At 61.1% G+C, this 24,544-nt stretch carries 25 protein-coding genes; 11 read left to right on the top strand and 14 right to left on the bottom strand.

The annotated features are described in order from the left end of the window. Positions 1-11 precede the first annotated feature (11 nt). Genes CN933_RS18645 through CN933_RS18630 form a run of 4 tightly spaced genes read left to right on the top strand, consistent with a single transcriptional unit; the run spans position 12 to position 4,853 of the window. The gene (locus CN933_RS18645; RefSeq protein WP_018096468.1) at positions 12-581 is read left to right on the top strand and encodes a TRAP transporter small permease subunit; all 570 of its coding nucleotides are present in this window, start codon (positions 12-14) and stop codon (positions 579-581) included. Continuing rightward, a complete protein-coding gene (locus tag CN933_RS18640) occupies positions 578-1,894 on the top strand; it encodes a TRAP transporter large permease (protein ID WP_018096469.1) in 1,317 nt (438 codons plus the stop codon). Before CN933_RS18645 ends, CN933_RS18640 begins: the two co-directional genes overlap by 4 nt. Next, on the top strand, positions 1,891-3,330 hold the full coding sequence (locus tag CN933_RS18635; RefSeq protein WP_102762061.1) for a malonyl-CoA decarboxylase: 1,440 nt from the start codon (positions 1,891-1,893) through the stop codon (positions 3,328-3,330). Before CN933_RS18640 ends, CN933_RS18635 begins: the two co-directional genes overlap by 4 nt. Continuing rightward, positions 3,327-4,853, top strand: a complete 1,527-nt coding sequence (locus CN933_RS18630; RefSeq protein ID WP_102762060.1) for a malonate--CoA ligase — start codon at positions 3,327-3,329, stop codon at positions 4,851-4,853. Before CN933_RS18635 ends, CN933_RS18630 begins: the two co-directional genes overlap by 4 nt. 136 nt (positions 4,854-4,989) lie before the next feature. Here the strand turns inward: CN933_RS18630 and greA are convergent, their stop codons facing one another. Further along, positions 4,990-5,472, bottom strand: a complete 483-nt coding sequence (gene greA / locus CN933_RS18625; RefSeq protein ID WP_102762059.1) for a transcription elongation factor GreA — start codon at positions 5,470-5,472, stop codon at positions 4,990-4,992. A 186-nt stretch (positions 5,473-5,658) separates the two neighbouring features. Between greA and CN933_RS18620 the strand changes: the two genes are divergently transcribed. After that, positions 5,659-6,372 (top strand): DUF6065 family protein, encoded by a 714-nt coding sequence (locus CN933_RS18620; protein WP_102762058.1) that lies wholly within the window; start codon positions 5,659-5,661, stop codon positions 6,370-6,372. 239 nt (positions 6,373-6,611) lie between these two features. Next, a complete protein-coding gene (locus CN933_RS18615) occupies positions 6,612-7,028 on the top strand; it encodes a hypothetical protein (protein WP_026168757.1) in 417 nt (138 codons plus the stop codon). Between the two features lie 5 nt (positions 7,029-7,033). On the opposite strand, the gene CN933_RS18610 is transcribed toward CN933_RS18615, so the two are convergent. Both CN933_RS18610 and CN933_RS18605 read right to left on the bottom strand, forming a co-directional pair. Continuing rightward, positions 7,034-7,819, bottom strand: a complete 786-nt coding sequence (locus tag CN933_RS18610; protein WP_102762057.1) for an anti-sigma factor family protein — start codon at positions 7,817-7,819, stop codon at positions 7,034-7,036. Continuing rightward, positions 7,816-8,358, bottom strand: a complete 543-nt coding sequence (locus tag CN933_RS18605; protein ID WP_102762056.1) for an RNA polymerase sigma factor — start codon at positions 8,356-8,358, stop codon at positions 7,816-7,818. Before CN933_RS18605 ends, CN933_RS18610 begins: the two co-directional genes overlap by 4 nt. Positions 8,359-8,499: 141 nt before the next feature. Between CN933_RS18605 and CN933_RS18600 the strand changes: the two genes are divergently transcribed. Together CN933_RS18600 and CN933_RS18595 are read left to right on the top strand one after the other, a co-directional pair. Beyond that, complete coding sequence (locus tag CN933_RS18600) at positions 8,500-9,903, top strand: S8 family serine peptidase (RefSeq protein ID WP_102762055.1); 1,404 nt, start codon at positions 8,500-8,502, stop codon at positions 9,901-9,903. Between the two features lie 298 nt (positions 9,904-10,201). Beyond that, positions 10,202-10,675 (top strand): VOC family protein, encoded by a 474-nt coding sequence (locus CN933_RS18595; RefSeq protein WP_102762054.1) that lies wholly within the window; start codon positions 10,202-10,204, stop codon positions 10,673-10,675. 175 nt (positions 10,676-10,850) lie between these two features. On the opposite strand, the gene CN933_RS18590 is transcribed toward CN933_RS18595, so the two are convergent. Beyond that, positions 10,851-13,034 carry a putative bifunctional diguanylate cyclase/phosphodiesterase gene (locus tag CN933_RS18590; RefSeq protein ID WP_102762053.1) on the bottom strand — a complete coding sequence of 728 codons (2,184 nt, stop codon included), beginning with the start codon at positions 13,032-13,034 and terminating at the stop codon, positions 10,851-10,853. An 89-nt stretch (positions 13,035-13,123) separates the two neighbouring features. Beyond that, positions 13,124-15,130, bottom strand: a complete 2,007-nt coding sequence (locus CN933_RS18585) for an AI-2E family transporter (protein ID WP_102762052.1) — start codon at positions 15,128-15,130, stop codon at positions 13,124-13,126. 258 nt (positions 15,131-15,388) lie between these two features. On the opposite strand from CN933_RS18585, the gene CN933_RS18580 reads away from it, so the two are divergent. Beyond that, the gene (locus tag CN933_RS18580) at positions 15,389-15,703 is read left to right on the top strand and encodes a PepSY domain-containing protein (RefSeq protein ID WP_100673565.1); all 315 of its coding nucleotides are present in this window, start codon (positions 15,389-15,391) and stop codon (positions 15,701-15,703) included. 32 nt (positions 15,704-15,735) lie between these two features. Further along, entirely contained in the window at positions 15,736-16,341 is a 606-nt protein-coding gene (locus tag CN933_RS18575; protein WP_102762051.1) for a general stress protein, read from the top strand. A gap of 123 nt (positions 16,342-16,464) precedes the next feature. Here the strand turns inward: CN933_RS18575 and CN933_RS18570 are convergent, their stop codons facing one another. The 4 genes from CN933_RS18570 to CN933_RS18555 form a co-directional block, all read right to left on the bottom strand. Beyond that, on the bottom strand, positions 16,465-16,752 hold the full coding sequence (locus CN933_RS18570; RefSeq protein WP_018096482.1) for a hypothetical protein: 288 nt from the start codon (positions 16,750-16,752) through the stop codon (positions 16,465-16,467). Further along, on the bottom strand, positions 16,749-17,819 hold the full coding sequence (locus CN933_RS18565) for a fatty acid desaturase (RefSeq protein WP_102762050.1): 1,071 nt from the start codon (positions 17,817-17,819) through the stop codon (positions 16,749-16,751). The genes CN933_RS18570 and CN933_RS18565 overlap by 4 nt, the downstream gene beginning before the upstream one ends. A gap of 86 nt (positions 17,820-17,905) precedes the next feature. Next, on the bottom strand, positions 17,906-18,286 hold the full coding sequence (locus tag CN933_RS18560; RefSeq protein WP_102762049.1) for a DUF6481 family protein: 381 nt from the start codon (positions 18,284-18,286) through the stop codon (positions 17,906-17,908). A 129-nt stretch (positions 18,287-18,415) separates the two neighbouring features. Beyond that, entirely contained in the window at positions 18,416-18,625 is a 210-nt protein-coding gene (locus CN933_RS18555) for a cold-shock protein (RefSeq protein ID WP_100673568.1), read from the bottom strand. A 189-nt stretch (positions 18,626-18,814) separates the two neighbouring features. On the opposite strand from CN933_RS18555, the gene CN933_RS31870 reads away from it, so the two are divergent. Next, positions 18,815-19,279, top strand: a complete 465-nt coding sequence (locus CN933_RS31870; protein WP_245425102.1) for a hypothetical protein — start codon at positions 18,815-18,817, stop codon at positions 19,277-19,279. A 50-nt stretch (positions 19,280-19,329) separates the two neighbouring features. Here CN933_RS31870 and CN933_RS18545 read toward each other — a convergent pair whose 3' ends face one another. From CN933_RS18545 to CN933_RS18525, 5 genes are all read right to left on the bottom strand, one after another. Beyond that, on the bottom strand, positions 19,330-19,860 hold the full coding sequence (locus CN933_RS18545) for a cytochrome c family protein (protein ID WP_102762048.1): 531 nt from the start codon (positions 19,858-19,860) through the stop codon (positions 19,330-19,332). Positions 19,861-20,085: 225 nt separating this feature from the next. Beyond that, positions 20,086-20,424 (bottom strand): chaperone modulator CbpM, encoded by a 339-nt coding sequence (locus CN933_RS18540; protein WP_102762047.1) that lies wholly within the window; start codon positions 20,422-20,424, stop codon positions 20,086-20,088. Further along, entirely contained in the window at positions 20,421-21,338 is a 918-nt protein-coding gene (locus CN933_RS18535) for a DnaJ C-terminal domain-containing protein (protein WP_102762046.1), read from the bottom strand. Before CN933_RS18535 ends, CN933_RS18540 begins: the two co-directional genes overlap by 4 nt. Before the next feature lie 82 nt (positions 21,339-21,420). Next, positions 21,421-21,783: a response regulator gene (locus CN933_RS18530; RefSeq protein WP_102762045.1), complete on the bottom strand. Its 363-nt coding sequence runs from the start codon at positions 21,781-21,783 to the stop codon at positions 21,421-21,423. Positions 21,784-21,809: 26 nt separating this feature from the next. Next, a complete protein-coding gene (locus CN933_RS18525; RefSeq protein ID WP_180980740.1) occupies positions 21,810-24,344 on the bottom strand; it encodes a PAS domain S-box protein in 2,535 nt (844 codons plus the stop codon). Positions 24,345-24,544: the final 200 nt, after the last annotated feature.

The raw sequence follows: 24,544 nt of genomic DNA, 5'->3' as shown, positions 1-24,544 counted from the left end.
GGGATGATCTGATGCTCAAGGCCTATTCACAGGCTGTCGGCAATGCTTCGCGTGGCCTTGCGGCCATTGCGACGGCCCTGCTCATTGCGGCGATGCTCGTCGTCTGCCAAATGATCATGCAGCGCTATGTCTTTCGCCAGGCGACGATCTGGCAGACGGACTTCGTCGTGTTTTCCGCTACCGCAGCCATGTTTCTCGGCGCGCCATACGTCCTGCTCAAGGGCGGCCATGTGGGCATCGACGTCGTCGAAATGGTGGTCGGCGACCGCACGCGCTACGTCCTGCGCATTCTTGCGGGCCTGCTCGGATTGTTGTTCTGCGTCGTCATGCTGATTGCGACATGGATTCAGTTCCACGACGCGTGGGAGGGGAACTGGAAACACTCCAGCGTCTGGGCGCCGCCGCTTTGGGTACCGCTCGCCGCCCTGCCCGTCAGCTTCGCGATGCTGTGCCTGCAATATGTCGCGCAGATTCTGACACTCCTCACCGCCCCGGCAGTCCCGGCAGCCATAGGCCACGGCGCGGCCGAACCGGGTTCGCCCCCAGGCGCCGACCGCCATCCACAGGAGATCATCCAGTGAGCCCGACCGTCTCTGGACTGATGATCGTTGCGTGTCTTTTCGTGCTGCTGGCAACGGGAATGCCCATCGCCTTCGCCCTGGGTCTTGCCGCCTTTGCAGCGCTCTACATGCAAAGCGGCGCCGGCATTTTCTACGTGCTCGGCGATACGATGTTTTCAGGCATCGCCAATCTGGCCTATGTGTCGATCCCGATGTTCGTCCTTATGGGCGCGGCGGTCGCCTCCTCGCCGGCGGGATCTGATCTCTACACCTCGCTCGACCGATGGCTGAACCGCATCCCGGGCGGCCTCATTCTGTCCAATATCGGAGCTTGCGCCATCTTTTCCGGCATGACGGGCTCATCGCCCGCGACCTGCGCCGCGATCGGCAAGATGGGCATTCCGGAGATGATACGGCGCGGCTATCCCACTTCGGTCGCAAGCGGCTCAATCGCCGCCGGCGGCACGCTGGGTATTCTCATTCCCCCTTCGGTGACGCTGATCGTCTACGGAATAGCGACCGAGACCTCCATCGGGCGGCTGTTCATGGCGGGCATCGTCCCCGGCATTCTGCTGACGATCATGTTCATGATCTGGGCGATCATCGATTGCAAACGCAAGGGCTACGAATTCGATGCACGCCTGGTTCGCTACTCGATTAAGGAACGGCTGGCCGGCCTTCCGCGCATCCTGCCGTTCCTGCTGATCATCGCCGGCACGCTCTACGTCCTCTATGGCGGTATCGCCACGCCTTCCGAAGCAGCCGGTGCGGGCGCATTCCTGACATTGGCCGTCGTGATCGTCGCCTATCGGCTGTTCCGCTTTCGGCCCGTCGCCGGCATCTTCGGGTCGGCGATGAAGGAAAGCGTCATGATCATGATGATCATGGCGGCTGCCGAGCTCTTCGCCTTCGCGCTGTCGTCACTGTTCATCACGCAGACCGTCGCGGCTGCGATTGCGGACATGGAGGTCAACCGCTGGGTGCTGATGCTGATCATCAACGTCTTTCTGTTGATTTGCGGCATGTTCCTGCCCCCCGTCGCCGTCATCGTGATGACCTCGCCGATGCTCTTCCCGATCGTCACCCAGGCGGGTTTCGACCCCTACTGGTTCGCGATCGTGCTGACGATCAACATGGAGGTCGGCCTGATCACGCCTCCGATCGGGCTCAATCTTTTCGTCATCAATGCCATTGCGCCGCAGATTCCGACGAAGGACATTCTCTGGGGGTCCCTGCCTTACGTGTTCGTCATGTTCCTGGCGATCACTCTCCTCTGCGTCTTTCCGGGCATCGCGACGTGGCTGCCGAACCAGATGCTGGGAACCGTCCAATGAGCACGACGTCCTTTTTCAGCGACATGCTGCAGAGCATTGCCGAGCGCGGCCGGCGATTCCTGTCGCTCGGTCCGGCCCGGAACGGCGATGTCAATCCGGTCGGCACCATGGAAGCGCTCTGCGACACGCTGCTGTCGAGCCGAGGCGAGGCGTCGGGCATGGCGCTGGCCAAGAACATTCTGGATCGCTGGCAAGGCTTCGATCAGGACAAGCGGCGCGATTTCATGCTGGCGCTGCTGTCTCGTTTCGGCCCTGATATCGAACGGCTGGAGCGGGCGATAGACGCCTATCGCGCCGATCCGACGCCGAAGGCGCTGCTCGAGATGAGCATGGCGGCAGAACCTCGCCGCCAGGAATTGATCCGCAGGCTCAATCTTGCGCCGAACGGCATCGCGACCCTCGTCCGCATGCGGGCGGACCTCCTCGAACTCAAAGCCCAAAACCCCGATCTGGAGGCGGTCGATACGGACTTCGCGCATCTCTTCGGATCCTGGTTCAATCGGGGCTTCCTGGTGTTGCGGCCGATCAGCTGGTCGACGCCGGCCGACATTCTGGAGAAGATCATTCGTTACGAGGCCGTCCATCATATCGGCGGGTGGGACGAGTTGCGCCGGCGGCTTGCGCCGGAGGACCGACGCTGCTTCGCCTTCTTCCATCCGCAACTGGTCGACGATCCGCTGATCTTCGTCGAAGTGGCGCTGACACGCGAAATGCCTTCCAATATCGCGGAGCTGCTGCAGGAGGACCGTGCGCCGATCCGCGCTACCGACGCGACGACAGCCGTCTTCTATTCCATTTCGAACTGCCAGGAAGGCCTCAGGGGCATCTCCTTCGGCAACTTCCTGATCAAACAGGTGGTGGAGGATCTGCGGCGCGACCTCCCTCGCCTCGACACCTTCGTGACGCTGTCGCCGGTGCCGGGCTTTGCCGATTGGTTGTCGCGCGAACGCCGGGCCGAAACGTCCAACGCCCTGTCCGCCGCCGACCGCAGCAGGCTCGCGGTGCTCGATGAGCCTGATTGGGCCGATCAGCCGGAGACCGCGGCGGCCATCCAGCCAAGCCTGACGGCTGCGGCCGCCTGGTACTTCCTCAGGGCTCGCAATCGCAACGGCAAGACCGTCGATCCCGTCGCCCGGTTCCATCTCGGCAATGGCGCACGGCTCGAACGCATCAATTTCCTGGGCGACCGGTCCGAACGGGCGATGCGCCAGGCCCACGGGCTGATGGTCAACTATCTCTACAAGCTCGATGACATCGAGACTAACCACGAGGTCTTTGCGACCCGCGGCGAGGTCGTCGCCGCACCCGCCATCCGCCGGCTGGTGCCGGCCGACAGGAGTTCACGCAGCCTCGTTCCAGGTCCGGACGCCTTTCCCCCGGACGTCCGATCAGCCGACGCACCAGGAAGGAAAGGCAACAAGGAGTTCACTTCATGAGCAACCATCTGTTCGACGCCATACGCCGGGCAGCGCGCCCCGACGCCGCCTTCATCCTGACGGCCGACGGCGGCCGCTGGACCTATGGCGACATGCTGGAGCATTCGGGCCGCATCGCTTCCGGGCTCGAGAGCCTCGGTGTGCGGCCGGGCGATCGGGTGGCGGTGCAGGTGGAGAAGAGCCCCGAGGCGCTGATGCTTTATCTCGCCTGCCTGCGCGCGGGCGCGGTCTATCTTCCCCTCAACACGGCCTATACGCTTGCCGAACTCGACTATTTCTTCGCAGATGCCGAGCCTCGGCTCATCATCTGCGCGCCGGCTGCAAAGGAGGGGATCTCGAAGCTTGCCGCCGATCACGGCGCCAAGGTCGAGACGCTCGACGAGAAAGGTGGCGGCTCGCTGATCGACCTTGCCCGAGGCAATGCGCCGGATTTCCGCGACGCCGGCCGCGGTCCGGATGACCTCGCCGCCATCCTCTACACGTCGGGCACGACCGGGCGGTCCAAGGGCGCGATGCTGACGCATGACAACCTCCTCTCGAACGCCGCCACGCTTCGCGACCATTGGCGCTTCACGGCCGACGACAGGCTGATCCACGCGCTGCCGATCTTCCACACGCATGGCCTCTTCGTTGCATCGAACGTCGTTCTTCTGGCCGGCGCCTCGATGTTTTTCCTGCCGAAATTCGACGCCAACGAAGTCCTGCGTCTGATGCCGCAAGCAACCGCAATGATGGGTGTTCCGACCTTCTATGTGCGTCTCGTTCAGAATCCGGGGCTGACGCGCGAGGCAACCGCCGGGATGCGGCTTTTCGTGTCTGGCTCGGCTCCGCTGCTTGCCGAGACCCACAGGACTTTCGCCCAGATGACCGGACATGCCATTCTAGAGCGCTACGGCATGACCGAAACCAATATGAACACCTCCAACCCCTATGACGGCGAGCGCATCGCCGGAACCGTCGGCTTCCCATTGCCGGGGGTTTCGCTTCGTATTGCCGATCCGGAGAGCGGCAGGCCACTCCCGAAAGGCGAGACGGGAATGATCGAGGTGAAGGGCCCGAACGTGTTCAAGGGCTATTGGCGCATGCCCGAAAAGACGCAGGCGGAGTTCCGCGCCGACGGCTTCTTCATCACCGGCGACCTCGGCAAGATCGACGAGCGGGGCTATGTCCATATCGTCGGGCGAGGCAAGGATCTCGTGATTTCCGGCGGATACAACATCTATCCCAAGGAAGTCGAAACCGAGATCGACCAAATGCCGGGGGTCGTGGAAACGGCAGTCATCGGCGTGCCGCATCCGGACTTCGGCGAAGGCGTCACGGCCGTGGTCGTCCGGAAGCCGGGTGCGACGATCGACGAGCGCGCCATTCTCGATGGTCTGGAAGGCCGGCTGGCGCGCTACAAGCAACCGAAACGGGTGATCTTCGTGGACGACCTGCCGCGCAATACGATGGGCAAGGTTCAGAAGAACGTGCTTCGCGAAACATATGCGCGTCTTTATGCAGCAGCCGAGGCGCGCGCGTAGGCATTGCGCGCACGCCGAGAGATTGCTTCTGATCGGTTAGAGCATTTCATGGTTTCATAGAAACACTGAAATGCTCTAACCATTTGATCCAACGCTCTTCCGGGCGGAAAACCGCACACACCTTCCTCACCCCGCTCTACGCGATGGCGAGCACTTCGAGCTCCTGATCGCCGACACTCGCGATGTCCCCGACAGATTTGCCCATAAGAACCCTTGCCACGGGGGACACGTAGGAGATCGAACCGGCCTTGGGATCGGCTTCATCCTCTCCGACGATCCGATATTTCTGTACCCGCCCGTCATCACGGCTGAAGGTGACCGTGCTTCCGAATGCGACCACATCGAACGAAGCCGGATCGGAGACGAGTTGAGCCGTCCGAACTCTTTCCGCGAAATAGCGCAGATCACGCAAGGGGCCCGCCGCCTGCCGCCGCCGTTCATTCACGTCCTCGATGGTGCTTGCGGCCTCGTAGGCTTCGCGAGCCTGTTGGAGGCGCAATTCCAGAGCCTTCAATCCCTTTGCCGTGACAAGGTTCGGATGGGGTGAGACAGGCCGGTCAGGCAGCAGTGTTTCCGAGGCCGTTTCGGCACTTTCTTCCTTGATGAAGGCTACGCTCACCGGCGAACTCCGCTTGGACGTGGCGCTTTCTCCTTAGGAGCGATCGCACTCTGTTTTCTCGGAACTATATAGGGCGATGACAGGAACCGACAGTATCGACACATCGAGTTTCTGCTCATTCTTTCGCCGACGGAATAGAAGCCTCGCCGTTCCGTTACTCCCGGGTCATTCAACGGGAGAAGCGGGATGTTAAGTTTCCTAAAGAAAGATCCGCGGGTCATTCAGTTTGTCTGCCATCCGGAAGACGACGGCGTCATCGCGCGGCCGGTACCGGCCAAATCGGTTCTGCCTGATTGGTTCCGCCGGCTGCCGGCGGTCGACAAAGGGCACCAGTCGGCAATCAACAACGGTCTGACCGTCAAACGCTGCATGCCCTTTCTCGATGCCATGACCACCGGCTGGATCCTGCCGATCGCCGCGACGGTGCGCCTTGACATCAAGGATGACGGCCGCAACGTCGAGGCCGGCTGGGAGTTCGACCGGGTAATGGTCAGCAACCACGGCGCCCATCAGGTGGCGGGAAATCCGAAAGAGCCCTCCCCGCCCTGCAAGTTTCACAATTTCTGGTCGATCCGCACACCGCCCGGATGGAGTTGCCTGTTTCTGCCGCCGCTAAACCGCCCGGGACAGCCTTTTGAATGCGTGGCCGGGATTGTCGATACGGACAGCTATAGCGCTCACATCCATTTTCCGTTCTTCGCGACGGCACCGGATGGCCTTCACGTCGTCGAAAAGGGAACGCCGCTTGTGCAGGTGATACCCTTCCGCCGTGCCGATGCGGCAGTCACAGCGGAAATCCGCGCCGAAACCCGCGCGGAAGCTGTTGAGCGCGAGACGGTCCACCGAAACACCATCGCCGCAGAGGGCTGGTATCGCAAGTCCGCGCGCGCCGCTCGCTAGGGCACTTCCAGAACACGTGTGTAACGGTTTGCCGTCCGGAGTGCGCAGCTTCAAAGGTTAGAGCGTTTCACCGTTTTCAACGAGATCCTAAAACGCTTTGAAAGGTCCGGTAAAAAAGGCGGGGGCCGGAATATCCGGCCCCCGCTCTTGTCGCACCGTCAGCTTTCCCGCAACCTCAGCGCCCTGTGTGCCAGAGCTTGCCCGGACGGTACTCCCGGTCGGACCGGTTCGAGCTCGAATTGGACGAACGGTTGGAGGATGAGTTCGACGAGCTGTTCGAGGATGAATTGGAGCTCGAATTCGAGGAACTGTTGGACGACGAGTTGGAACTCGAATTGCTCGAGGAATTGGAACTCGAATTGCTCGAGGAGTTGGAACTCGAATTGGATGAGCTGTTGCCGGCGACTATGATCTCGCCGTCGGTCCGGCCGGTCGTCTGGGCGGTTTGCGTCGAAGCGCGATCCACGCCGGGAAATGAGGAGGTATATTCCCTTGCTTCGGCGGCAGAGCCCACGAGTGCCGCCAAGCCGGCGGCGATTGCCTTGTTCGTCCAGTTCTTTGTCATCTCATCTACTCCTTATGAAAACCGGACCGCTTCTTCGGTCCGCAGGAGTAACGGGCGGTGCGCGCCTCTATTCCATGACCGCGATTTTTGATGCACTCACCGTTGCGCACCTCGGAGTTCGCCGAGAGCTCTAGCCTCTTCCGCCGCCTCGAGCGGCGCCCCTGCATCGATCGCTGTCAGATAGGCGTCGAGCGTTTCCATGGAAGATGCAGGAGCATAGCCGCCGCTCGCCACGGGTGCGATGACGGCGAAGGTCACACGCCACTCGGCCCCGGTGCGGCAGGCAACCGAAACCACTGTTGAGCCATCGGCCGAGTCCAGCTCGAACTCGCGGCACAGCGCCTGCGCATTGTCACGGAATGTCGCAATCGCCCGGAAGCGTTGCTTGGAACCCGGCAGCCGCCGTTCCTCGCCTGCGGCGACCGTGGCGAGCGCCTCATCAAGCGCAGGACTGCCTATGGCGGCAACGCGCAAGCCACCTTCGATCGGTGCCTCGACACTTCCCCGCAGCCAATATCCGCCGAATCCCGCAACGACAGCCGCCAGCGAGGCAGCGACGGGAGCGAGCCATCGCCTTCTGTTAGATTCGTTCGCAACGCGGCGTGGGAAAGGCAGGATGCCCGCGCCCGATACAGGAGGTGGCGACGTCTTCTCCGTCACCATTCTTTCGACCGCACGCTTAAGGCCGGAAGGTACCGGCTCATCGAGCAGCGGCTCCATAGCGGTCTTGGCAGCGTGGCGCGTTTCGATGAAGAGCGCCACACGCGCGACCAGCTCGTCATCCGATTCCATCGCTCGTTCTACTTCGGCGATCGTCCCGGCGTCGAGCTCGCCGTCGGCGAACCGCATCAGTGTCTCGTCGGAGAAGTCCGTTCCTGTCATTCGTTTGTGCCCTTTATTGACTGAGAACGTCCGGTCGACTGTGTTATTCCGGCAGCCTCGGCCAAACTCTTACGTGCCCTCGCCAGTCGGCTCATAACCGTGCCTATGGGAATGCCCATCACATCGGCCGCTTCGCGATAGGATAGCTCCTCGACGCAGACAAGAAGAACCACCTCCCGCTGCTCGTCCGGCAATTCGGTGATCGCCTCCGCGACGGTTTTGAGGGTCAGCCGCGCTTCGGCTTCACGCTCGCCGGATGAACCGGCGATGTCATGACGCTCGGTGATATCGTCCTGCACGCCTGCGGTCTTCTGCCGGCGCACCTGGTCGATCCAGAGATTGCGCAGGATGCGGAATATCCAAGCGTCGAAGCGCGTGCCCGGCTCGAAGCGCTCGGCACTGGCCAGTGCCCGCTCGCAGGCCGCCTGCACAAGATCATCGGCGACATCACGCGAGCCGCAAAGCGAGATGGCGAAGCGGCGCAGATTGGGCAGGAACGCCATGAGGCGTTCGCCGACATCCTTCACCGCACTGCTCATGTCCCGAAACTCCGTAATTGGCTAGAAGAGGGAATAGACCGACGACTCAGCCGTTCTGACACAATCTACAGGTAGCGGTCTCACCGTCCAAGGAATGCGCTATCCTCCTATCCGCCTGACCTAGCCGATTGAGGTTTTCAGATGCTGACCACGTCGAAACTGGCGCTGCTCGCGCCCATTGCTGCAATCGCACTCTTATCCGGCGACGTCCTGGCTCCCGGGAACATGATCGTGCGTGACGTGCTCGGAACCGGTCTTGCCCTGGCCGACGATGACGACGACGATGACGGTGGGAATGACGGCAACCGCGGCTCGCGCGGTTCCGGCCGCTCCGGCTCCTACGGCGCCGGCGCCGGATGGAGTGGCGGCAAGAGCCTGTTTCCATTCCGAGAGTTCCTGCCACGTCGGACCGCCCCGCGGCGCTCGCGCGCAGCCGCACCGGCCGCACCGATACGAGCGCCCGATGAGATCGTCGGGCTGGGTTTCAGTTCGACGGAACTCGGCGGGTTGGCGGCCGCAGGCTTCGAGCTCCTCGAACGGAACACGATGGCTTCCTTCAACGCCGAGGTGATCAAGCTTCGCATTCCCCAAGGCCTGACACTGGAAGCCGCTCGGCAGCAGGCCCGCGCCCTGGCGCCTCAAGCGGTGATCGACTTCAACCATTATTTCCGGCCGGAACAGCATCCCGATGCCCCGTGCGTCGAAAGCGACTGCCTGGCACGCGACGTGATCGGCTGGCCCTCGGCTCAAACCTGGCCTGGCACTTGCGCGGCCGGCGTGCGTATCGGCCTTGTCGATACGGCGATCAACCCCGATCACATCGCATTCGAGGCTCGCAACGTAGAGATCGTCCGCCTCGTCGACGAAGAACTGCCGGAGTCCGGCAGGCAGCACGGCACGGCGGTCGCGGCTTTGCTCGTGGGCTCAGCCACGAGCCGCACGCCGGGCTTGATACCGGGTGGAAAGCTCATCGCCGTGGACGCGTTTCACCGGGCGGGGCGGCAAGACGACCGCTCCGCCGCCTTCGATCTGGCGCGCGCACTCGACCTCCTCGTTGGGCGTCAGGTTCAGGTGATCAATCTCAGCCTTGCCGGCCCGCCCAATCTCCTGCTCGAACAGGCGGTCAAAAAGGCGGGGGAGCGCGGAATCATCATGGTCGCCGCCGCGGGCAATGACGGTCCGAGAGCCAAGCCCGTCTATCCGGCTGCCTATGAAGAGGTCATTGCCGTCACCGCGACCGACAGGCGCAAACGGCCCTACCGGCGCGCCGGACGCGGGGAGCATATCGACTTCGCCGCCCCTGGCGTGGCGGTCTGGACAGCAGCTTCGGTCAGCGGCGCGCGTCCGAAGACGGGAACCTCTTTCGCCGCCCCATTCGTGACCGCGGCGGTGGCGATGATGAAAGCATCTGAAGCGGACCTCGCTCCGGAATTGCTCCGCGACAGGCTGACCGGACACGCCGAAGATCTCGGAGAACCGGGAAAGGATCCTGTCTTCGGCTGGGGTCTGTTGAACGCGCGAGCGATTTGCAAGACGAAGTCCTGAGCTCAGCAGCGTCGTCCGGTGTAAGACGTGCATGGGAAGGGCCAAGCCCACCGACCGGCCACTCACAACGCCGCGCCATCGGCGCTGTGTGAAGACGCTGCAGCGTTGCGAGGCCGATGTGCCCGGCTTTTCTTGCGGGCGCATTGAATACTTGGTGATCCCGTGCGACTTTCGAAGCGCATAATGGGAGCCTCTTCCGTGAGGTAGCTCTACGTTCACTGGCGGCCGGGCAGGTGATTTCCCAATGTCGGCCGCTTGCGGCCCAAATCCGAATGTTTCCAAGCGAAAGGACCACGCAATGGCGAAGAATACGATTTGCCTATGGTACGATAAGGACGCCGAGGCTGCCGCTCGTTTCTACTGTGAGATCTTTCCTGACAGCGCGGTGCGTGCCGTGCACCGCGCACCCGGTGACTACCCCGCGGGCAAAGAGGGCGACGTGCTGACGGTCGACTTCACCGTTGCGGGCATTCCCTGTATCGGCCTCAACGGGGGGCCCGCATTCAAGCACAACGAGGCTTTCTCCTTCCAGATCGCCACCGACGATCAGGAAGAGACCGATCGCTATTGGAATGCCATCGTCGGCAATGGCGGGAAGGAAAGCGCCTGCGGCTGGTGCAAGGACAAATGGGGAATTTCCTGGCAGATCACTCCGCGCGTGCTGACCGACGCGATGGCGGCCGGCGGCGACGAAGCAAAGCGAGCGTTCGAGGCGATGATGGACATGAAAAAAATAGACGTCGCTGCAATCGAGGCGGCGCGGCGCGGTTGAGGCTCCACCGGACTGCGGCCCGGTTTGCGGCAAGAGCGTCTCCGTCCCTGTGCAGACGCTCGGACCGCCGTTAGCTGAGCATTTCACTGTTTTATGGAAACGTTGAAATGCTCTAACCCGTTGGTCCAACGCACTTCCGGACGGAAAACCGTTACACACTTTTCCTGGAAGTGCTCTAGAAGGAGGTTCCTTGAGCCTTGTCTGTCCCAAGAAGCTGACGAAGTGAACTCTTCGGCATCGGTCTGGACAAATGAAAGCCCTGCAATTCGTCGCAGCCAAGCTTGCGCAGGATTTCGCTCTGCTCCTCGGTCTCCACGCCTTCGGCGGTGATGCGCAGGCCTTTCGCATGTGCGACACCGACGATGGACTGCACGACCGCCACGCCGCCACCGGGCCGGTCGAAGGCGTGGACGAAAGAGCGATCGATCTTGATCCGGTCGACCTCCAGGCGCTGCAGCCGCCCAAATGAGGAGAAGCCCGTACCGAAATCGTCAAGTGCGAACTTGACGCCGAACTCGCGTAGCGCCGTGATGTTTTTTTCGCAGACGCCGGCTTCGTCGAGGAGAGCCGTTTCGGTGATCTCGAGCTCCAGTCTCGACGGCTCGACCCCGAACTGCCGCAGCAGTGAGAGAACCTGGGCGGCATAATGCCGTTGTCCAAGCTCGACCGCGGAGACGTTCACTGCGATGTCGAGGCCCGGAAATTCGCGCGCCGTAGAACAGGCTTCCTTCAGCACGAAAGCGCCGAGCCGATCGATGAGGCCGGCAGTCTCCGCAAGCGAAACGAAGGCATCCGGTGCTATGTTGCCCTTGCTCGGATGCCGCCAGCGAATAAGAGCTTCCAGCGAGCTTATCTCATGGGACTGCGCCGAATATACGGGCTGGTAGAAGACCTCGAGCTGATTGCCGGCATCCAGGGCCGCTCGCAGATCCTGTTCCAGATCCCGCTTCGTCCTGATCAGTTCGTCCATGTGAGGGCCAAACACTGCGTATCGGTTCCGCCCGGCCGACTTGGCGTGGTAAAGCGCGATATCGGCCTTCCGCGTGATCTCGACGGGGTCGGCGCCATTCCCGGTCGCGACGGCCACACCTATCGAAAGTCCGATGAGAATCGGCTGTCCGTCTATCTCGAAAGGCCGGCGGATCGAAGCGATCAGCGAGTCACAGAGCTTCTCCACCTGATCCTGGCGGGTGCGTTCGACGATGATGGTAAACTCATCGCCACCAATTCTGGAAATGGCGGCACCAGCAGCGGTTTCCTTAAGCCGTTTCGCGACCTCGACCATCAGCCGATCGCCAACAGGATGGCCGAGTGTGTCGTTCACTTGCTTGAAGCGGTCGAGATCGAGGTACAGGAGAGCGTTGGCTTGATCGATTGTCGACGTAGCGACGACGCGCGCCAGCAGACCGTTGAAAGACGCACGGTTGGCGAGGCCCGTCAACGGATCGTGACGCGCCAGATGGTTGAGCTCCGCCTGGCTTTCCTGCAGACGTCTCGACCGCCTCCGCAATACGATACTGAGCGCGCTGGTGAGGGCAAAGAGGAGGGCGCCGGCGACCAGAAGCACCGGCGCCGTGGCCTTCATCACATCGGCACCGGGCCTGAACGGGAGCCAGGAGAAATACCCTATCGTTTCTCCGGACGATGAAACGATAGGAGCATAGGACCGCTGCCGACCGAGTTCCGGCAAAACAGAAAAGCGCAGGTCCTCGAAACCATAATCCTCACCGAGATGGGTCAGGAGATCGCCGTCGAGAAAGCGGACGGCCAAGTGCAGAAATTCCCTGCCGGGCTCCTGAACGATATCACCGGTGTCCGACACGATCGGCTTCACGCTGATAATCGCCGGGCGGCCCCCGATGCGTACGAGATCGCTCTCGCCGATGGACAGCACCTGCTCGCTCGTTCCTTCCTCGTCGCCTGCTGCGAGCCTCTCTTGCAGCTTGGCGATTAGCGGCATTGCTTCGGGTTCTATGTTGCTGAAAGCTTCGTCAGTCCGGCCGGCAAGAAAGGCGTATAACGGTTTACGGTCCGGACTGATCACGAATGCGCCGTCGTGTCGGAAATAGCTGTTCATCCAGCTGCCCAGGTTGGAATCAACCCACCGCGAATCCCATTCCTGCGAAACTTTTCTGACGGCGTCATCCCAGACGGTGACGCTCTCCTGATCATGGGCGATGCTGCCTTGCATCTTGGAGATGACAAGCTCGACGAGGTGTTGCTGCCGCTTCACCGCCACAGCGTCCGATTGCTGCGCCGACCAGCGGACGGCCAGGTATATGCCTCCCATCAACGCCATTGCGATGGCCAAGGGCAGCATCCACCTGAAAACCGCGACTTTGCCAGCCACAAACCTCATCCGCACTCCTCCTGACAGGGCTGCTCATCATTGAGCTGAACGTCTTAAAACGGCGTAAGCTTCGCACGTGCCCTTCGGCATCTCACGATCTAGTCCGCTTTGGCCGTGCTTTCCCTATCCGCACGCTTGCTTCTCCGCATGGCGTATCCGGGTGCGATCTTCGGATGGGCGAGTTTCAAAGACCGAGGCAATTCGTCTGAAAGCGCCTCGCGGACGGCGTCGCCCATCCCGAATACCACGAAATCCGCCTGCAGCGATTCAACGAGCTGGTCTCTTTCGGCTGTGTCCGGCCGGCCATCCTCTTGCCACAGAACGATTCCGATGCGCGCCGCAGGGGCCATGCGTTTCAGCCGACGCACGGTAAATTTAGCATGTCTCATGAAATCCCGGTCGAGAACGCTCAGGACGACGGCGTTTCGCCCCTCGAGCTTCAAAGCTTTTATATTGCCCGCCTTGAGGACGTCGTGACCGGCGTGAGCCGCCTCCGCGCCCTGGATCCATAGGGTCTGGGCGAGCATCGATGCGGCAACGTCATCGAGATCACTGCGCCCTCCGACGCACAGGACGGACTTGCCGTCGCCGAGGGGAAGATCATATTCGTCCGCATCATCATCACCAGTTTCCTGCGCTTGCGCGCCCGTTTCCTCCTCCCCCTCCTCTTCGCCGGCAATCTCCTCGAGATTGGCGATGAGGGTGTTCGCACTCTGGGCAATCTGAGCCGCCTGGGCGTTTGTCAGGGCGCCCCGTGCGCGGTCCCGCTCCGCCAGGAGCAGTGCGGGAATAGCAACCGTGTCGTAGAACTCGACGAGATACTTCTCCTCCAGCATGTCTTCCGCATTGTCCGTCGCCTCATCCGGATCTCCGGCGAGCAGACGCTGATAGAGGCGCTCCTTCGGATCGAGCACAGGCTCGTTGCCCAGCAGGATCTCCAGAAACTCGAATTGCGGGACGTGGCGACCGAGGACGACAAGGCACACGGTGAGCGGCGTCGACAGCACCAGTCCGACCGGCCCCCAGAGCCATGCCCAAAAGATCGCCGCGACGATGATCGCGAGCGGCGACAAACCGGTGCGGGAACCGTAAAGCCAAGGCTCGACGACATTGTTGCTCACGAGCTCGAGGACAATGAACAAGGCCGCCGTCCAGACGAGCAGGCTCCATCCAGGTGCCGCGGCAAACGCCAGGAACAACGGCAGAGCCGCAGCGATGACCGGCCCGATATAGGGGACGAAGCGCAACACGATGGCGAGCATCCCCCAGAGGACCGCATTGGGGATACCGAGCAGCGAGAGGCCGATGGCCAGCGGAATGCCGTAGGTGATGTTCACGACCAACTGCATGAGCAGGTACCGGCCGACGCGAGCGCCCGCGTCCTGAAGTGCTTCGGTCGTTCGATGCAGGTCGCCGTAGCCGACCAGCCGAATGAAACGGTCGCGCAGCTCCTCCCTCTCGAACAGCATGAAGATGACCACGACGATGACGAGGCCGGTCGTCGCCAGGGGCCCAAGCAGAGGATTGATGATATTCTTCAGTGTTTCGACCGGCCGCTGCGGAGAGAAAATCTCCACGAGCAACGGCTGGGTCTCCGGCGCCGGTTCGGGTGAGGCGCGCACCTCTGGTTCGGGCCGGCTGATCTCCGTGCTGATCCTCTCTATGACGCGGCCAATCCGTTCAAAAATCTGGCTTTCCGATCCGGTCTCCTTCAGGGTCCTGACCTTCTCGACGATGTTGTACTGATAGGTCGGCAGGTTCTGAGCCACCTCGCTCACTTGCATCGCTATGACCGCGCCGAATGCGGACAGGAACAGAAAAGCCGTCGTCACCGTCCCGACGACGGCCACCGAACGGGGACAACCGACTCGACGCAGCCTCGAAACCAGCGGCGCGAGCGCAAAGGTGAGCAGAATGGCGATGGCCAGCGGCAGGAAGACGTCCCGGGCGAAATAGAGGACGGCAACCGTGGCAGCGGTTGCGACGAGGGTCGGTAGACGTGACGGCTGCGCCGCGGCTGCTGCGCTGCGCGCAAACGCGATTTGCTGCAGGCCGCCTGCGGCGGCTGCACGATCCTGGTCAACGCCACGCGAGAACTTCAGCACCACACCCTCCACCACATCACCCAGCGGTCGACCTGGTTGCGACCAGCAGGCAAGAACCTTGTTCGCAAGTAGGTAGGGCAGTGTTTGGCGCCGCCCAGCAGATGCTCCGTTGCATGGAACCGCAGCAGTTGCCATTTCCGGTGCCAAAGCCAAGCCGCCCACCAGCATGGCGGCCGGAGCATCGCGCCGGGAACCATTCTGCGCCCGGCGTGTTTCTGCGACGGGGGATCAATCGCGGTCTTCTGAAGAGGTAACCACATGAAAAATATGATCATTGCCGCGGCAGCACTGATGAGCGCCGTGGCCACGACTTCACTCGCGCAGACGACACCTTCACCGGAAGGAGAAACGCCTGCTGTCGCAACGCCCGATTCTGAGAACCCGACGGCACCGGTCGAAGGCGCGAACAGCTTTACTGAAGCGCAAGCGAAGGAACGGATCGAAGAGGCCGGATACACCGAGGTCAGCGGATTGAAGCTCGACGACAAGGGTGTGTGGCAGGCAACTGCGATGAAGGAGGGCAAATCCGTTTCGGTCGCTCTCGACTATCAGGGCAACGTAACGGCGCAGTAGTCCACAGACACCAAAGGAAAGGGAGAACGAATATGAGAACCGTAACAGGGCTCTTTGACGACTATGCAGATGCTCGCGAGGCCGTAAGCGATCTGGAAACGGCAGGCGTTCCTTCAGACAACATCAGCATCGTCGCGAACAACACGGGAGATCGCTACTCGACGGACGGCTCGAACGCGGCCGAAGGGGCCGGTGCCGGAGCTGGCCTCGGCGCTGCCGGAGGCGGCGTCGTTGGCCTTCTGACGGGGCTTGGCCTTATGGCCATCCCTGGAGTTGGCCCAGTGGTGGCTGCCGGCTGGCTTGCCTCCACCGCGGCCGGTGCGGCCGCCGGCGCAATCGCCGGGGGCGCAGCTGGTGGCCTGATCGGTGCGCTGACGGAATCCGGCGTCGATGAAGAAGACGCACATGTCTACGCCGAAGGCGTTCGCAGAGGGGGCACTCTGGTCACGGCAAGGGTCGAAGACAGTGTCGCACCCCGAGCAGAAGCGATCCTGAAACAGCGCAAAATCGTAGATCCTGCGGCCCGCAGAAGCATCTATGCCCAGGAAGGATGGTCACGTTTCGACGAAAATGCCGATCCGTACACGCTCGATCAGGTCGAACGGGAGCGTGAGCGGTACCGCGGCATGATGCCATAACGGCAGGGCTGACGTCCGCCGCTGCGGGGGCTGCAAGGGCGGCCGGCCCTCGCAGCTACTTCCGCGGCCGTCGAGCCAAACCGGTAGCGCGCGCGCGCGCCCCATGCTTCTTCTGGGGCGTGCTCACTTGATCTTCAGAAGCAGCATCTTGCCGGCCATGGTAATGCCGTGAGCCGACTCCTCAGGCGGAACATCCGTATCGAGCGCCTTCACGAGGTTGTGCTCGCGCAGCTCGTTCAGGGTCGCGGTCGTCAGGAACTTGATCTTCTGCGGCCGTTCCTTGAACCGGTCCTTCCTTGCATAGGTGACCTGGGCATTCAGGTGCGTCCACCTCTTCCCACCCTGGGGATGGACGTCACCGTCCTTGGCAAGCTTAAGGCCCCGGATCTGCGTTGGCGTCAATTCAATCATGTCGTCGTCTTTCGTCCATCTTCGGTAAGGGAGCGGCGCAGCGACCCTGCGGCGTCGCGGAATGAAACTAGCCTCCGGCGCCGGTCGTCCCAGAGCACGAGCCGGACGCATTTGAGGCTGTCCCACAAGGTGATCCGGCCGATGCCGGCAAGTTGCGGATGGTCACGCAGTACTTCCGGCAGACGGTAATAGGGGATCCGGCTGGACAGGTGGTGCACGTGATGAATGCCTATATTGCCGGTGAGCCACCGCAGCACCGGCGGAAGATCGTAATGGGAGGCGCCATGCAGCGCCGCCTGAGGAAAACGCCAATCCTCGCCCGCCGACCAGTGAGTCTCCTCGAACTGGTGCTGCACATAGAAGAGCCAAACGCCGGCTGCACCTGCGAGCAGCACGACCGGAAGATGGATCAGGAGAAAAGGTCCCAACCCGACGGCCCACACCATAAAGCCGGCCAGCGTAACGATCGCAAGATTCGTCCCCATGGTCGAAATCCAAGGCAGAGCACCCGAGTTCATCATCCCGAACGGCAGGCGTTGCTTGAACAGGAAGAGCCAGGCCGGCCCGATGCCGAACATGACGAGCGGGTGCCGGTACAGCCGGTAGCCGAGGCGCTTCGTCGGCGAAAGGGCTCGGTACTCGGCAATCGTCAGCGTGGTGATGTCACCAACCCCGCGTTGGTCGAGATTGCCCGCAGTCGCATGATGGGCGGCGTGTGCACGCCGCCAATAGTCGTAAGGGGTCAGGGTCAGGACCCCGAGCACGCGGCCGGTCCAGTCATCGAGCCCCCGACGGGCGAAAAACGAGCCGTGGCCGCAATCGTGCTGGATCATGAACAATCTGAGCAGGAAGGCGCTGGCAGGAAGGATCGCGATCAGCCCGGGCCAGAAGCCGTTGGCCAGGGAAAAGCAGGCCGCTGCCCAGAAGATGGCGAAAGGAACGAGAGTGACGAACAGTTCGAAGGCGCTACGCCCCAGACGGGGCTGCCGGTATTTCGCCAGCGTCTTCAACCACGCTCCAGCATTGTCCTCAACAAGTGAAGCGGGTGGATAGACATGTGCGCTCATTATAACCGGTCCGTTTTTCGCTCGCCCCGTGATCATCTGCCAGGGCAATGGGCTGCGCCTGTGGAACGGGTGCAGGTGTTGAAGTGTTACGCCCGGCGGGCTTTGCGAGCCGCATAGCGGCGGTCGCGTTCGGCCTTGCGGGCCGCCTCGTCGGCGACGACACGCGAGACCCGATCGGCAATTTCTGCCTGACGGGCTTCGGCTTCAGCCCTTTGCTCGGCCTCGGCAGCCGCGGCCAACGCAGCGGCTTCCGCCAGAATTCGCTTGTTCTCGGCTGTCTTCAGCGCTTCGCGCTCGGCGCGACGGGCCTCCCTGGCACGGTTGGCCGCTTCGCGCGCAGCCAGTTTTTCCTGCATTTCAGGGTCGGTCGGCTTGGGAGCGGATGCAAATTTTGTCAGAAGCCGGCGCTTTGCATCTGCCGCGGCATTGCGTCGTTCGGCAAAGCCGTTGTCGTTCGGATGTCTCAATCGTTGTTCCTTTGATATCGTTTGGTCGCGAAGACCGCGTTAACGGAAAAAGGCCAGACATTCGCCTGGCCTCTTCGAACCTCTTGCCGCGATGCCAGTACATCCGTGGTCATCAGCGGCGAAAAAGCGTCAGGCAGCGCGGAGCTGGCCTGCGGACATCTTGCCCGATTTGTTGTCGCGCTCGAGCTCGAAGCCGAGCTTCTGACCTTCGACGATCGAATTCATGCCTGCGCGTTCAACAGCAGAGATGTGAACGAACACATCGGCGCTGCCGTCGTCGGGCTGAATGAAGCCGAAGCCCTTGGTGGAATTGAACCATTTAACTGTGCCAGTGGCCATAACGAACCCTTTCTTAGCAACATTGATCACCGCTGGGCGACGCACAGCGGGGTTTCGATTTTTGAGAGAGGGAAGTTCGTCAAGAGACGCGCAAAGCGCAGCAAAACAAATATCGGCAAACCAAGTATCGATGCTTTCTCTTAGACGAGAGCATCGACCACGTCAACTTTTTGTTTTTCGGGAAGTCTAATGCAATCTTTGGTAGAGAAATCCAAGCGGTCGCGTTCCTTCCATACCGGCGCAACCGCCGCTAGGCCGTTCGGGAGAAAAGCTGACCCGCAGCTATCGCTGAAGGAAGCCGAAACCAATCGTACCAAGCAAATAAGCGAAGCCGCCAAGGAGGAGAACAAGAAATGGGGCACAACGGGAACGCGGAGTCGCGCGCCTCAAGCGGCCGATGACGACCGGCTCATTCGAGAGCATATTGTTGGACATCACGGCCTGTTTCTCATTTGGCCGGCCCGCATGGCGGGGAGCTTCGTCAAATTCAACGTCAAGAGGATCGCATCGATGGCAAAAGGACAAGTGAGAGGCAACCGCGAGGCGCGGAAGCCGAAAAAGGAAAAGGCGCCGGTGAAGGTAGAGACGAGCTTCACCAATCAGCTCAAGAATGCCGAGAAGAGCAGCCCACAGGGTGGTAAACACAAAGGCTGAGCCAAGGGAACGGCGGGGGCGCCGGAAGACTTCGGAGCCGCGTGCAACGGCTATTTTGGCGCTGCGGCCGCGGTTTCGCCCGGCGGCAAGATCCTGAACATAAATGTTGATACCTTTTCCCCTGGCTTGAATGGGCCCGGCACCCGATGACTTACCGGCTTCAGGCTCTGAAGGAATGCTGCAATTGCGCCTGCGTCTTCTTTTGTGAGTTGCGCAAATGCGTGCCACGGCATGATCGGCGCAAGCATGCGGCCGTCGGGGCGCTGCCCGGTCTGAATGGCCGTCACAATCTGCTCCCTGGTCCAACTGCCGATGCCGGTCTCCTTGTCGGGCGTGATGTTGCGACCGATGAAAACACCCTCTCCGGGAATTTCGAAGCCTACATCCGACCCGCCGAGAAAGCGTGAGCTGTCCGGTTTTCCGAAAAAATATCCCGGTGTGTGACAGTCGTTGCAGCCGCCCATCGTGACGAGATATTCCCCGCGCGCAATTTCGGGATCGTCGGCAGCAGCGGCCCCGAGCGGCTGTAGCCCAAAAGCATAGGTGGCGAAACATGCGAACCCAATGCCCAACCGAAACATGCTTGCCTCCTTGAGGTTCGCTGCTGAAGCAAACTGAATATCATAACGGAGTTGCCCTATATATTAGCCATTTCGAATTATCGGGAAATCGCCGAACCTCTATGTGGTTCAGCCTGACGGAGGTCGCACCATTCGGCGACGACCTTCTCGGAAAGTGCGGCCGGTAGAGCGCTCCTGGCCAACGCCCTGCAGCACCTTTGCGACAACAAATTGCGATGCCGCGGGCTAGTGCTGCTGGCCAATATGCGAAAAGAGCGACTGCTTCAATTGCTGGCGTACCTCATCAGGCTGCTTCGACAGCGCCGTCGCAATTGTTCTAAGCTCCCGCCTTAGACCATAGAGCTGATCCAGCAGCGCAAGGATGATCGGCACAGCGTCATCGTTGACGTTCATGTCGCGCCGGAGCTCACAAACCAAGCGGATTCGAGCGACGTCGACGTCGTCAAATGAGAGCCCGCTCTCGCCTTGAGCCGGCACGATCCAACCGCTGTGCACCCACTGGCGCAGCTGTTTGAGGGTTACAGCGTCGCACCGTTCAAGGACTTGCCTCTCCGTCAATTTCATGTGGCCCTCCGTAGAGCTTCGCGCGGGTCATAAGCGTGGCTCTGCCGCCACGTTTCCATGAAACGCTCGAGATCGGGATCGGTCGCCGTCGGCAGAACGACCTTCAGCGTAACACGCTGATCCCCGGCGGGGCCGTTTTGAGACTTCACTCCTTTGCCCTTGAGACGCAGGATGTCGCCCGTATTTGAACCCTTGGGGATGGTCATCGATACGCGCCCGGAAATCGTCGGCACTTCGATTTTTGCACCAAGTACGGCTTCATAGAGCGTAATTGGCAGATCCATTTCGATGTCGTTGCCTTCACGACGGAAGACGGAGTGAGAACGGACGCTTATTTCGATCAAGGTATCTCCGGGTTCCCCGCCAGCAATCCCCGGTGCCCCCTTGCCCCTCAGCCTGAGCGTGCTGCCATCACGTGTGCCGGCAGGAATGGCCAAGTCGAGCGTGTTCCCGTCGGGAAAGGTGATGCGGCGTCGGGCGCCGTTTGCCGCGTCCTGGAACTCGATTTCGAGGTGATAATGACGGTCCTGCCCACGCGCCTTGAAACGAGCCCCTGCCCCGCCCCGCCCGAAAACATCCGCGAAGATGTCCGACACATCTTCGAATTCACCGGTTCCGCCCGCTGAACCATACCGCCGCGAGTGGTCTGCATCGGCGTAGTGCCTGTAAAAGTGCTGCTGCGGCCGTTCTGCCCCCGATGCATCGATCTCGCCCCGGTCGAACCGGGCCCGCTGCTCGGGATCGCTCAGCAAATGGTGGGCTGCGGAAAGCGCCTTGAATTTGGCTTCCACCTCCTTGTCGCCTGGATGCAGATCCGGGTGCAGCTCCTTTGCGCGCTTGCGGTAGGCTTTGCGGATCTCATCCGGTTTGGCGGTACGCGGAACGCCGAGTATCTGATAGGGATCATCAGTCACCGATCACCTCCACCAATTTGACGTGCACGTCGACTGCGCGGCTGCGGCAAGCTGCGCGTCAACATCTTCGGGCCTCTGCTCGCTAGACTTCCTTTGAAATCTGCATCAGCGCGGTTTCCAGTTCGCTGTCCAGAAACGGCTTCGTGAGCAAGGGGATGTTCGAGTACCTTGTATCCAGGCCTTTGCTGCCATAGCCCGTGGCAAAAATGAAGGGTACATTGCGTTCCGCCAGAACGTCCGCGACGGGATAACTGGGCTCCCCGTCCAGATTGACGTCGATGATGGCGATGTCGAACTGACTTTTCCGGGCGATATCGAGCGCCTCCTGCATCCGAGAGGCTATAGCGACGACCTCATGCCCGAGTTCGCATAGACTATCTTCAATCAGCATGGCGATCATGGATTCGTCTTCGACCACGAGTACCCGAAGTCTGCGCTCTATCATGCGTCAGGCCTGTAGAAGCTTGAACGTCATGCCAGTGGCGCCTCGATGTGAAAGCGCACGCCGCTCGGCGCAAACACAAGATCGACTTTGCCGCCGAGTTCGCGGGCCAAAGCACGTTCGAGCAGCCGGGTGCCAAAACCCGTCCGCGCTGGGACTTTGACAGATGGACCACCAATCTCCTCCCATTGTAAATGCAGGTGAGATACGCTCTCACTATCGCTGACATGCCAGCTGACCTTGATGAGACCGCCGTCGTTCGTGAGCGCCCCGTATTTTGCAGCATTCGTGCAAAGCTCATGAAAAGCCATCGACAATGCCAATGCCATTTTCGGCCGCAACCGGATTGGCGGACCGGAGGCCTCAACACGCTGCTGGGGTTCCACGCAGATTGGATTGATCGTCGCGTGTAGGACCTCTTGAAGATCCGCACCCTGCCAGCTCTCCCGAGTAAGCACGTCGTGCGCCCTCGCCAATGCGACGAGCCGGCTTTGGAACCGGCCAAAATCCTGGCTTGCATTTACACCACGGAAGGTTTGCGCAGCCAGCGACTGAACCGTGGCAAGCGTATTCTTCACGCGGTGATTCAGTTCGTTGATTAGGAGCTTGCGGTGTTCTTCGCTGCGTCGCCTTTCTGTAATATCGCGCGCGATCTTTGACGCGCCGACGACGCGACCGCGGGCGTCTTTTAAAGGGGAGACCGTCAAGGAGACATCGATCAGGGTTCCGTCCTTTCGAATCCGTACCGTCTCATAATGGTCGATGTGCTCGTCTCGCCGAATCCTTTCAAGAATACCGGGCTCCTCGTCCTGGCGGTCGGGCGGAATGAGGATGTTTATAGGCTTTCCGATCACTTCCTCGGCGCTATAGCCGAACAGGCGTTCGGCACCTCTATTCCAAGTCTGGATGATGCCTTGCGTGTCCTTGCTTACGATCGCATCGTCCGAGAACCTGACAATGGCCGCGAGCCGCTCTGCGTATTCCGCAGCCTTCTCGCGATCGGAGATGTCCACCAGCATGTTGACCGCCCCAACGAGCTTGCCGGCGACATCATGCAGCGGAGTGGGATAGGGTATGAACGGTACACGGGTCCCATCCGGCCTTTCCGCCACGGCTTGTTCGCCACGGACCGGTCGGTCTTCTTTGAGCGCCACGGCCATTGGACATTGGTCGTGCGGCAGGTAGGTGCCGTCCGGTCTATAGAGACGCCAGGTGACACACCATTTATCTCCGATCTGTGGGGTGCGGCCGGCCATCTCGACAGCCGCCTTATTGAAGAAAGTGATGCGACCTTCGGCATCTGTGGTGTAGACGGCGGCGGGCAGCGCCTCGAGCAAATCACGCATATGCTGTTCGCTTTCGCGAAGCCGGTCGTCCATGCGTTTCGCTTCGGTGACATCAAGCAGGACCCGCACGCCATAACGGAACCGACCGGCGTGATCGCGGACAGTCGAACTGTAAACATCGAGATAAACGACCGTACCGTCGGGCTTCACGGCACGTTTGCGAATTGCATAGGTATCAATCTCTCCGTCGACCTGCCGGGCATAGGAGCGGGCTTCCTCACCGCGGTCATCCTCATGCGTATAGTCGAGGAACGTCATAGTCAGGAGTTGTTCGCGCGAGCGGCCCAGCATGGTGCAGAATGCGTCATTGACCCGCAGCAGGCGGCCATTCGCATCGGATTCAGCGATCCCGATCGTCGCCGCCTGGTAGGTGGCTGAAAGGCGTTCCTCGCTCTCACGCCGTGCGTCTTCCGATTCGTACAGGCTGGTAACATCGGTCGTGAAGCATCGGGTGTTGACGAATTTTCCGTCATCGAAGCGGCTGTTGGATGTGATCAGCACATGCTTGATCGAGCCATCGCGTGCGCGCAAGCGGGCGGGATAGCGATCGAGTTTTTCGCCACAGGACAGGCGGTCAAGAATGTCGCCGATGACAGGCGGATCTGCGTGAAATTCAGCGATGTGCCGGCCTACATACTCGTCCGCCGGATATCCGAGGAGCTCCAGCTCTGCCTTGTTCGCCCGCAGGATGATGCCCGCGGCGCTGACGATGTGCAGCCCGATCGCGCTGTTCTCGAAGAAGTCCTCCAGGTCCTTGCTCTTGCGGATGACCTCCGCTTCGATCCGCTTCTGTTGCGAAATATCCTGGAAGCAATTGATCGCCCCTTGAATTGCTCCCCGATGGTCTCTGAGCGGGCGAATATTCACGAGCGCAAAGATGCGGGATCCGTCAGGTCTTTCGATGATCACCTCGGCGTTGCGCGTGGAGACACCGTTCTTGACCGCCTTAGCCATAGGGCAGTCCTGATGCTCCAAGAGCGCGCCGTCCGGAAGGAAAAGACGTTCGGACCCACAAAACCGCTCTCGCGGTGCGCTGAGCGATGGCTGTCTACCCCAAAGCTCGGCTGCCTCGGCGTTGTAGCGCACGAGCCATCCCTCGTGATCACAGACATAAACGGCTCCCGGGATAGCATCGAGCGCAGTTGGAGCTGACGTGATCAGCGCTTCGTATTCGGTCAATACGCGACCGGTAAGCGGAAATTCTTCGACATTCGACATGAAAACAAGTCCCTCGCGGCTCTTCAAGGGATCGATTGAATCTCAGCCGGAGTCATGGAGGGACAACTCTGCTCGACGCGCGACCCCAGGTGCGCAAAATTGCTTAACCGACATCAACGCACCGGACGCGGTTTTGTTCCCCACATTTTTGACTCGCACATTCTCGGACCGGCCACGTCATCCAGGCGGTACCGTTGACC

This window comes from Sinorhizobium sp. M4_45 (assembly GCF_002885915.1).
In the GTDB taxonomy this organism is placed as follows: Bacteria; Pseudomonadota; Alphaproteobacteria; order Rhizobiales; family Rhizobiaceae; genus Sinorhizobium; species Sinorhizobium meliloti_A.
The sequence above is the reverse complement of the archived record's forward strand: the minus strand, read 5'-3'. Positions and strand labels throughout refer to the sequence as shown.

Bases quoted from the DNA above. Each gene is read 5' to 3' on its own strand.
- CN933_RS18620 (WP_102762058.1), top strand. From the start codon at position 5,659: ATGTTAAGTTTCCTAAAGAAAGATCCGCGGGTCATTCAGTTTGTCTGC.
- CN933_RS31870 (WP_245425102.1), top strand. From the start codon at position 18,815: ATGCAATCTTTGGTAGAGAAATCCAAGCGGTCGCGTTCCTTCCATACC.
- CN933_RS18545 (WP_102762048.1), bottom strand. From the start codon at position 19,860: ATGTTTCGGTTGGGCATTGGGTTCGCATGTTTCGCCACCTATGCTTTT.
- CN933_RS18540 (WP_102762047.1), bottom strand. From the start codon at position 20,424: ATGAAATTGACGGAGAGGCAAGTCCTTGAACGGTGCGACGCTGTAACC.
- CN933_RS18635 (WP_102762061.1), top strand. From the start codon at position 1,891: ATGAGCACGACGTCCTTTTTCAGCGACATGCTGCAGAGCATTGCCGAG.
- CN933_RS18555 (WP_100673568.1), bottom strand. From the start codon at position 18,625: ATGGCCACTGGCACAGTTAAATGGTTCAATTCCACCAAGGGCTTCGGC.
- CN933_RS18600 (WP_102762055.1), top strand. From the start codon at position 8,500: ATGCTGACCACGTCGAAACTGGCGCTGCTCGCGCCCATTGCTGCAATC.
- CN933_RS18645 (WP_018096468.1), top strand. From the start codon at position 12: ATGCTCAAGGCCTATTCACAGGCTGTCGGCAATGCTTCGCGTGGCCTT.
- CN933_RS18525 (WP_180980740.1), bottom strand. From the start codon at position 24,344: ATGTCGAATGTCGAAGAATTTCCGCTTACCGGTCGCGTATTGACCGAA.
- CN933_RS18580 (WP_100673565.1), top strand. From the start codon at position 15,389: ATGAAAAATATGATCATTGCCGCGGCAGCACTGATGAGCGCCGTGGCC.
- CN933_RS18530 (WP_102762045.1), bottom strand. From the start codon at position 21,783: ATGATAGAGCGCAGACTTCGGGTACTCGTGGTCGAAGACGAATCCATG.
- CN933_RS18590 (WP_102762053.1), bottom strand. From the start codon at position 13,034: ATGAGGTTTGTGGCTGGCAAAGTCGCGGTTTTCAGGTGGATGCTGCCC.
- CN933_RS18630 (WP_102762060.1), top strand. From the start codon at position 3,327: ATGAGCAACCATCTGTTCGACGCCATACGCCGGGCAGCGCGCCCCGAC.
- CN933_RS18595 (WP_102762054.1), top strand. From the start codon at position 10,202: ATGGCGAAGAATACGATTTGCCTATGGTACGATAAGGACGCCGAGGCT.
- CN933_RS18565 (WP_102762050.1), bottom strand. From the start codon at position 17,819: ATGAGCGCACATGTCTATCCACCCGCTTCACTTGTTGAGGACAATGCT.
- CN933_RS18570 (WP_018096482.1), bottom strand. From the start codon at position 16,752: ATGATTGAATTGACGCCAACGCAGATCCGGGGCCTTAAGCTTGCCAAG.
- CN933_RS18610 (WP_102762057.1), bottom strand. From the start codon at position 7,819: ATGACAGGAACGGACTTCTCCGACGAGACACTGATGCGGTTCGCCGAC.
- CN933_RS18605 (WP_102762056.1), bottom strand. From the start codon at position 8,358: ATGAGCAGTGCGGTGAAGGATGTCGGCGAACGCCTCATGGCGTTCCTG.
- CN933_RS18575 (WP_102762051.1), top strand. From the start codon at position 15,736: ATGAGAACCGTAACAGGGCTCTTTGACGACTATGCAGATGCTCGCGAG.